The organism is Pollutibacter soli, assembly GCA_029269725.1.
GTDB classification, from domain to species: Bacteria; Bacteroidota; Bacteroidia; order Chitinophagales; family Chitinophagaceae; genus Pollutibacter; species Pollutibacter soli.
The window spans coordinates 108,010-115,429 of the sequence record JARJHS010000014.1; the positions used below are offsets into that span (position 1 = coordinate 108,010).

General features: G+C 43.6%; 8 protein-coding genes. 5 read left to right on the plus strand and 3 right to left on the minus strand.

From position 1 onward, the window contains the following. Positions 1-387 precede the first annotated feature (387 nt). Entirely contained in the window at positions 388-1,935 is a 1,548-nt protein-coding gene (locus P2W82_RS23850; protein WP_336518475.1) for a glucuronyl esterase domain-containing protein, read from the plus strand. Positions 1,936-2,238: 303 nt separating this feature from the next. Here P2W82_RS23850 and P2W82_RS23855 read toward each other — a convergent pair whose 3' ends face one another. After that, entirely contained in the window at positions 2,239-3,495 is a 1,257-nt protein-coding gene (locus P2W82_RS23855) for a hypothetical protein (protein WP_336518476.1), read from the minus strand. A 113-nt stretch (positions 3,496-3,608) separates the two neighbouring features. On the opposite strand from P2W82_RS23855, the gene P2W82_RS23860 reads away from it, so the two are divergent. Together P2W82_RS23860 and P2W82_RS23865 are read left to right on the plus strand one after the other, a co-directional pair. Further along, complete coding sequence (locus P2W82_RS23860; RefSeq protein WP_336518477.1) at positions 3,609-4,292, plus strand: DNA-3-methyladenine glycosylase family protein; 684 nt, start codon at positions 3,609-3,611, stop codon at positions 4,290-4,292. A gap of 49 nt (positions 4,293-4,341) precedes the next feature. Then, positions 4,342-4,491, plus strand: a complete 150-nt coding sequence (locus P2W82_RS23865) for a hypothetical protein (protein WP_336518478.1) — start codon at positions 4,342-4,344, stop codon at positions 4,489-4,491. A gap of 26 nt (positions 4,492-4,517) precedes the next feature. On the opposite strand, the gene P2W82_RS23870 is transcribed toward P2W82_RS23865, so the two are convergent. Further along, positions 4,518-5,000: a hypothetical protein gene (locus P2W82_RS23870; protein WP_336518479.1), complete on the minus strand. Its 483-nt coding sequence runs from the start codon at positions 4,998-5,000 to the stop codon at positions 4,518-4,520. 289 nt (positions 5,001-5,289) lie between these two features. Between P2W82_RS23870 and P2W82_RS23875 the strand changes: the two genes are divergently transcribed. After that, positions 5,290-6,768, plus strand: a complete 1,479-nt coding sequence (locus P2W82_RS23875) for a hypothetical protein (protein WP_336518480.1) — start codon at positions 5,290-5,292, stop codon at positions 6,766-6,768. An 11-nt stretch (positions 6,769-6,779) separates the two neighbouring features. On the opposite strand, the gene P2W82_RS23880 is transcribed toward P2W82_RS23875, so the two are convergent. Next, entirely contained in the window at positions 6,780-6,917 is a 138-nt protein-coding gene (locus tag P2W82_RS23880; protein WP_336518481.1) for a hypothetical protein, read from the minus strand. A gap of 3 nt (positions 6,918-6,920) precedes the next feature. On the opposite strand from P2W82_RS23880, the gene P2W82_RS23885 reads away from it, so the two are divergent. After that, positions 6,921-7,325 carry a VOC family protein gene (locus P2W82_RS23885; RefSeq protein ID WP_336518482.1) on the plus strand — a complete coding sequence of 135 codons (405 nt, stop codon included), beginning with the start codon at positions 6,921-6,923 and terminating at the stop codon, positions 7,323-7,325. Positions 7,326-7,420: the final 95 nt, after the last annotated feature.

Genomic DNA, 7,420 nt, shown 5'->3' on the forward strand with positions numbered 1-7,420 from the left:
CTGGGAGGTCTGAAACCTCCCAGGTTGTACCACCGGGTTGTTAAACCGCGGTGGTTTTGCTTTCGGAATTGGTACCTAAATCGACTCTACCCACTAAACCTGGCAGGTCTTATAAACCTAGGAGGTCTGAAACCTCCCAGGTTGTACCACCGGGTTGTTAAACCGCGGTGGTTTTGCTTTCGGAATTGGTACCAGTAAATCGACTCTACCCACCAAACCTGCCAGGTCTTTTTAGACCTGGCAGGTGTTAAGCCCCGCAGGTTTTATAAACCTGGGAGGTCTCCAAGACCTGGCAGGTGTTAAACCTCGCAGGTCTTAGACCTCCCAGGTTGGGTCTCGCGCCATTTTCATAACTTAATGCTTTCACCCGGATTATTTTTTTTCAACATGCAAAAATTGTTCGTCATTGTTCTGCTCCTGTCAGTCAATTCCGGTACCGGTCAAACACAGATTATCGACAGTAGCAGGTACCCGAAACCCGTGACCTTCACCCAGCAGGAGGATCAGCAACAAATGATGCAACAACTGGGAATTAAAAAACTCCGGCCTGGGCCGAGTGGGAATGAAAATGCTTCCAATCATGCCAATTATGATGAATCGATTGCGAACCCATACCCTATCCTCCCTGAACTCCTCACTTCAAAAAATGGGAAAAAAGTCACGAACGCGGACATGTGGTGGAATCAACGCAGACCGGAAATTATGGAAGACATGGAACGCGAAGTGTATGGTCGATTGCCCAGGAATATTCCGAAAGTGACCTGGACCGTAAAAATTACTGATCGCGAATTTGTGGGACGAACGCCTGTTATCGCGAAACAAGTAATCGGTCACGTTGATAATAGTGAATACCCATTGATCAATGTCGACATCAATATGATTGTTGTGTTGCCGACAAATGTGAAAGGCCCTGTTCCGGTGCTGATCATGTTTGGGTATGGCAAGCCTGCATTTCCGGCACCGACACAACCCTCACCAGACGACATGGAAAAGCTCAACCGTGCGTTCAAGGAAATGATGATCAAAAGTAATCCAGAGATCAAAGACATTTTTGAAAAATACCCTGCCTATACTCCGGTTACAAGACTTCCTGGTCCTAACTTTTTCGCACCACCACCGGCTGGTGATTTACCGCCGACAGAACAGCTACTCGCTGCAGGATGGGGTTATGTCAATCTCGAAACTACCAGTATACAGGCCGATAATGGTGCCGGACTTACGAGGGGAATAATCGGACTTGTTAACAAAGGTCAACCGCGCAAACCTGATGATTGGGGCGCTTTGCGTGCATGGTCATGGGGAGCCGCGCGCGTACTTGATTACCTTGAAACTGACCCGGCTGTTGATGCCAAAAAAGTCGGCATCGAAGGTGTTTCGCGTTTTGGAAAAGCAGCGCTTGTTACACTTGCTTTTGAACAAAGATTTTCAATTGCATTAATTGGCTCATCAGGAAAAGGTGGCGCCACTCTGCATCGCAGATTCTTTGGTGAAGCGGTAGAAAGCCTTAGCGGCGGAGGCTATTACTGGATGGCCGGAAACTACATGAAATATGGAGCAGCAGAAGCGAGCTTCGGTTCAAAAAACGGAGGCGATATCCCTGTTGATTCACATAGCCTGATTGCACTTTGCGCACCGAGGCCCACATTCATCAGTTATGGAATTCCCGAAAAAGGCGATGCGAAATGGCTGGATCAGCAGGGAAGCTATATGGCTACCGTCGCCGCAGGAAGTGTTTATAAATTTCTTGGTGCAAAAGATCTCGGTGTTTCCAATGATTATCAAAAAGAGAAAATGCCACCTGTACTAACGGGCCTGCTTGATGGAGAACTCGCGTGGCGTCAACATGATGGTGGTCATACCGACGCACCCAATATGAAATTCTTTATAACATGGGCCAATAGCAAATTGAAATATACTTCTGCGCCTGCTCAGTGAAAGTTTAACGTTTAAAGTTGAACGTAAAACGTAAGCTCTTGCGCATAGTAAAGGTTATAAGTTGCAGGTTATAATACAACACTTGCGAATGAGGGAAGTTGCTAAATCAAATTATATTATCCTGAACCTTATGGTTAAATAAAAAATAGAAAGATTTTTAGTATCTGTAACTATCGAAATATTTCAACGTGTTTTTCCCGGGGCAATTAATCAGCAAACTAAACAAGCAATCGCCGGGTGTTTCCTACGTACCAGCCTGCCGGCAGGCTATTTATTCTTACTACTCACCCTACCGTCCACCGTCTACTGTCTCAGATTGAAAACCACCTTCGCATTTTTTTCTTCTGAAGAAGAAATAAACACCTCATACTTCTTATCACCTGCCCTCACAATCATTACAGAAGTATTTGGAGGGATGGAGCCCAGGTTCTCCGCTACCATCACAATTTCATGATGCGGTTTATCAGCATCAACATTTATTTTAAAAGATATAGGCTGTTGAGATAATCGTGCCTTTGAGACAATCAGCGTGTTGTTATGATAGATGCTGACGGTATCTCCATCAATCTGCCCATTATCATACAAGTCTACCTGGATTTCACCCGCATCCATTTCAAATTGTTTCACCAGCGGATTTGATCTTGTGGTAAGAATTTTTGGAGCTGGTGGAAGGACTGTGATTTGTTTTTTTGCGGTTACTGATTCTGTATTTCGTGCAGGCGTTTCCGTTTTAGCGATTGGTTTTGATTCCGCCTGCTTTTGAGTTACTGCTGGTGCAGGTTTCTTAGCTGCAGGCTTTGTTGCTGCTGTACTTTTTTGCGTTGTAGTCGGTTTGGGTACAGGAGGTTTTACTGTAGTTGTGGTGGTCGTTGCCGGTTTAGTTGCAGGAGGGTTCGCTTTTGGTTTTGCAGCAACGGTATTTACTTTAATGCATTCACGAAAAGTGATATCATCGATAGCAAAATCATTTCCGCACCCACCCGGATTGGCATTCAGCATGGTGAGCATAATCTCCTGGCCCGTTTCAGGAGTTGTAAAAATTCCGCGATACTGTTTCCATGATGGCGATTCATACCGTTTAATTTCGCCAGTGCCGATTTGCATTACAATCTTCCCTTCTGCATCCTGTAAACGAAGCGTAAGATCAGGAAGCAATGGATAGGGACATTTGTCGCTGGGCAAACATACGTTCATCATCCAGACTCCGAATTCATAAATAGTATTTGGTTTCAACCCTTTGATCGGAGTATTGAAAAATTTTCCTGAACGATAAGAAGCATTAATTACCATCATATTTCCATCAACATCACCAGGCGTATGATCTTCCGGAATGGTCAACCAATCGCCGCCGAAACAATCACTTGTTCTAGAGAGATAACTGTAATGCCCATCCTGGGGACAATAATTCTGTACACGGGTATAATTGTAATTGGTTCCGTTCAGATCCTGTACATTATCCCCTTTCCCAAAATGAATCGTGATAAAAGGCTTGTTGAAGTTGCATTTTACTTGTTGCGCATGAAGCGCAACGGTAGCAAGTGTGAACAGCAAAACAATCAAAGTTTTCACAGCTCTAAATCTCCTTTTCTGAATTTACGTAAAACTTCGATTTGTTGAGTATTAAGCTTATGAACGGTTGAATAAAGGTTGATGCGGTGTACTACATTTGCGCAATGCTCACCCAGTTTTCATCAAAAAATTTTAATCAGTATTGCGACCGTCTGGCTGGCGTGGACCCTGATCTGAAAAAAATCCTCGAAGAATATGGCTATCCGCCCCTGTGGACAAGATCAAACAGTTTTGAGACATTGGTTCATTTTATTCTTGAGCAACAGGTGTCGCTTGCATCCGCACTTGCCGCGTTGAATAAACTCAAAGAGAGATTTGTCGAAATCACTCCGCAAAACCTGCTGACCCTTTCTGATGAAGAAATGAAAGCCTGTTATGTTAGTCGCCAGAAAATTGTGTATACGCGCGCATTAGCGAATGCGGTCCTCGAGAAAAAAATCGACCTTGTTTCATTTGAACAACTTCCTGATGAACATGTAAAGCAGGAACTGGTTAAACTTAAGGGCGTTGGTAACTGGACGGCAGATGTGTACCTGATGTTTGTACTTCGAAGAACTGATATTTTCCCTGTCGGCGATCTTGCCGCCGTGAATGCATTCAAGCAAATTAAACGGCTACCTTCGGACACCACACGAAATGATCTGCTGAATTTAGCTGAACCATGGAAACCATACCGTACCATTGCCACCATGATGCTCTGGCATTTCTACCTGTCCTCCCGCCAGAAAAAAATACCGGAAAAAGAAAAACTGAAAAAAGCTACATCGCCCCTCTATATTACAGGCTGAATGAATATCCGAAGGCATAACTATTGCAGCCTGGTTTCAAAACTATGTTATGATCAGAAAATTGAAATCCGGCGAATACCGGATCTATTCCCGCAAACCTGATCCGAAAACGAAAAAGAGAAAAAACCTCGGAACTTTTTCATCATTGGAGGCTGCTAAAAAACACGAAAAAGAAATTCAATATTTCAAACATCATTGAGGTTGAAATCAACAACCTTTTATTAATTACAGAGGGAATAAAATACCTGCTGCTGTAACGGGCATCAACCTGGCTGCGGGTTTATTGTCGATCATTTCTTTCTGAGCGTCTTTTGATCTTGTAAATTCTCCGGCCTCTGACTTTAATGTCAGAAAACCAACTATTGCAAGGACGAGCATCAGCAAAATAAACCCGCCGGCTATTCTAAATCCTTTCAATGAGTCTGCCATTTTTCCTTTATATAAATTCCTGCCAGGTAATAACCCCTTGGGGGCGGGTTTATGCTGATTGCGTACTGATTCCATTTTTTCCATAAACTGTTCAAATGCCTTCCCGGATGCGGGGCCCTGCGTTTCCGTCATGAGCCACCATTTTTCAAGAACCCGCAGATAATACTCCGCATCCGGGTTTGACTGTAAAATCCTGTTGAGTTCGCTTAATTCCGTTTCTGTTGATTCCCCTGCCAGTTTCTTTGCCATCAGGTTCCAAAGTATCTTATTCTGATCCATGCTGTTCTTCATTTTACAGTGCTGCATCTGGCATTCATATATTGAATCCAATGCCAAAATACAAATTGCTGATTTTCAATATTATGCACGCTACCTATAAAAACAGCCTGTTCGATTTTGATGCATTACAGTGTTACGGATAGGTACAGTCGTGCAGTAAATCTCCTTTTCCCCATCGTCAATACGCCGACGTTGAGCAGTTTAGGATTCGTTAAGATTGATCTGATAACAAGTGCCAGGCCAGTGGCTGCGGTTTTTAACTTACTTTTGACCCCTATCAATACCATTTATGAAACGGTTACCTCTGTTGATTACCCTTATAGCCAGTTTTGTATCGATTTTTTCCTGCCAAAAAGAACTGAGCTACGAAAACCCCGGCGGCGGCGGTACTGGCGCTTCGGCAGGTTCTCTTCAAAAAGATGCAAATGGTGATTGTCTCCCCAAAAATGTAGCGGGCGTTTACGAAGTCGGCACTGCATTGGTGAGCGCTGATAATTTTATTGAAGTACAGGTAAATGTAACGACAGCTGGTACCTACCAGGTAAGTACAAATACTGTTGCTGGAATTTCTTTTGCTGCGTCCGGTAGCTTTTCTGCCACTGGAGTAACTACTGTTCGGTTAACCGGAACCGGTACACCAACAGAAGCGGGAGAAAAAACTTTCGTTGTCAGTTATGGGGGCACCACCTGCGATGTGTTTGTTGATATACTGCCTCAGGGCGGTGGAACTCCCGCTGATATTGAACTCACAGGTGCGCCGAATGTATGCTACTCATTTGTGTTATCCGGTGCCTATGCGTCAGGTATTTTATTAAACTCTCCTGCAAATAAAGTTGAACTGAAAGTAAATGTAAAAACGATCGGTACCTACAATATCACGACTCCCGCAACAAACGGGATCGTTTTCTCCGGTTCAGGTTCTTTAACCACTACCGGACCGGCTGTTATTACGTTGACTGCCTCGGGAACGCCTGGCACAGCAGCAACAGTTGATATCCCTGTTACCGTTGGTACAAGCAGTTGCAGTTTCCCGGTTACGATAACAGGCCCCGCAGCATATACTATCAATTGTGCGTCGGCAATAGTGAATGGAGACTATACCCAGGGAGTTGCTTTAAATGCCACAAACACAATTCAGCTGGAAGTGAATGCCACAGCCGCCGGAGCTTATTCTATTTTCAGCAATGTGAATGGAATGACATTCGCGGGATCTGGTAATTTTTCTGCTGCCGGTACGCAGACAATTACATTGAATGGTACAGGTACCCCAACCAATGCTGGTGATATCAGTGTACCCATCACCGGCGGCACTGCTTCCTGTAATGTTGACCTGACAGTTGAACAAGGCTCAGCTCCATCAGAATATAGTTGGGAGTTAACCCAGGGATCCAACACCATCACCGGGACGGGTATGGCTACGCTGGGTACCGCTTTCGGAGTGGAAACGCTGGGAATTGGCGGCACCTCAGATGCGGGCGATCAGGTTTTATTGATTAACATTATTAAAAGCGGCAGCGCCATCGGTACTGGTAGTTATTCTACAAATTCTGCTGTGCCGAATATGAATTCCTTTTCCTTCAGCACTCCTGCTACACAGGTGATAGATTATACAGCTTCACTTGGAAAAGGCAATCTTACAATCGTAATTTCAAAACTTGACAGGACAAATAAAATAATTGAAGGTACTTTTAGCGGAACTGTGAAAAATCCATCTGGCGGCAATGTGACTATTTCCGGAAAATTCAAATTGGAACTGATGATTATGTAAATAATTGCTCATTATAAGAAAGATCCGGCAACAAGAATTGCCGGATTTTTTTTTCCAGGCATCCCGCTATAGTCAGCCATCTTAAAAATGATCACATAGGACTTATTTCCACGCCTGATCTCCCTGATGATTGTAATGATTATTTTCACATCATGCAGGGCGCAGTTCATCACATCGAGATCTATGTTTCTGATCTCAAGAAATCAGCACGATTCTGGTCGTGGCTATTGACTGAAAAATTCAGCTACAAAATATTTCAACAGTGGGATAAGGGAATCAGTTTCAAATTGAACGAGTCGTATATCGTATTTGTACAAACAGAACCATTGTATATTTCTTCAGGATATAATAGAAAAAATACCGGATTAAATCACCTCGCCTTTCACTGTGATTCTGAAATTTTTATTGACGATCTGACAGAAGAACTAAAAGAAAAAGTCATTCCTGTTTTATACCCGGAGAAGCATCCCTATGCCGGAGGCAAGGATACCTATGCTGTATATTTCGAGGATCCGGACAGGATAAAAGTTGAAGTAGTAAAAACCAATAAGACATAAAAGAGGCCGTCTCAAAACAATGAGTCGGCCTCTTTTTATTTTTTTAGGTTGGCGTATAAGTTTTTTCAATTACCCATCAAGGATTTCGATGAAGT

Bases quoted from the DNA above. Each gene is read 5' to 3' on its own strand.
- P2W82_RS23850 (WP_336518475.1), top strand. From the start codon at position 388: ATGCAAAAATTGTTCGTCATTGTTCTGCTCCTGTCAGTCAATTCCGGT.
- P2W82_RS23860 (WP_336518477.1), top strand. From the start codon at position 3,609: ATGCTCACCCAGTTTTCATCAAAAAATTTTAATCAGTATTGCGACCGT.
- P2W82_RS23865 (WP_336518478.1), top strand. From the start codon at position 4,342: ATGATCAGAAAATTGAAATCCGGCGAATACCGGATCTATTCCCGCAAA.
- P2W82_RS23870 (WP_336518479.1), bottom strand. From the start codon at position 5,000: ATGGATCAGAATAAGATACTTTGGAACCTGATGGCAAAGAAACTGGCA.
- P2W82_RS23875 (WP_336518480.1), top strand. From the start codon at position 5,290: ATGAAACGGTTACCTCTGTTGATTACCCTTATAGCCAGTTTTGTATCG.
- P2W82_RS23885 (WP_336518482.1), top strand. From the start codon at position 6,921: ATGCAGGGCGCAGTTCATCACATCGAGATCTATGTTTCTGATCTCAAG.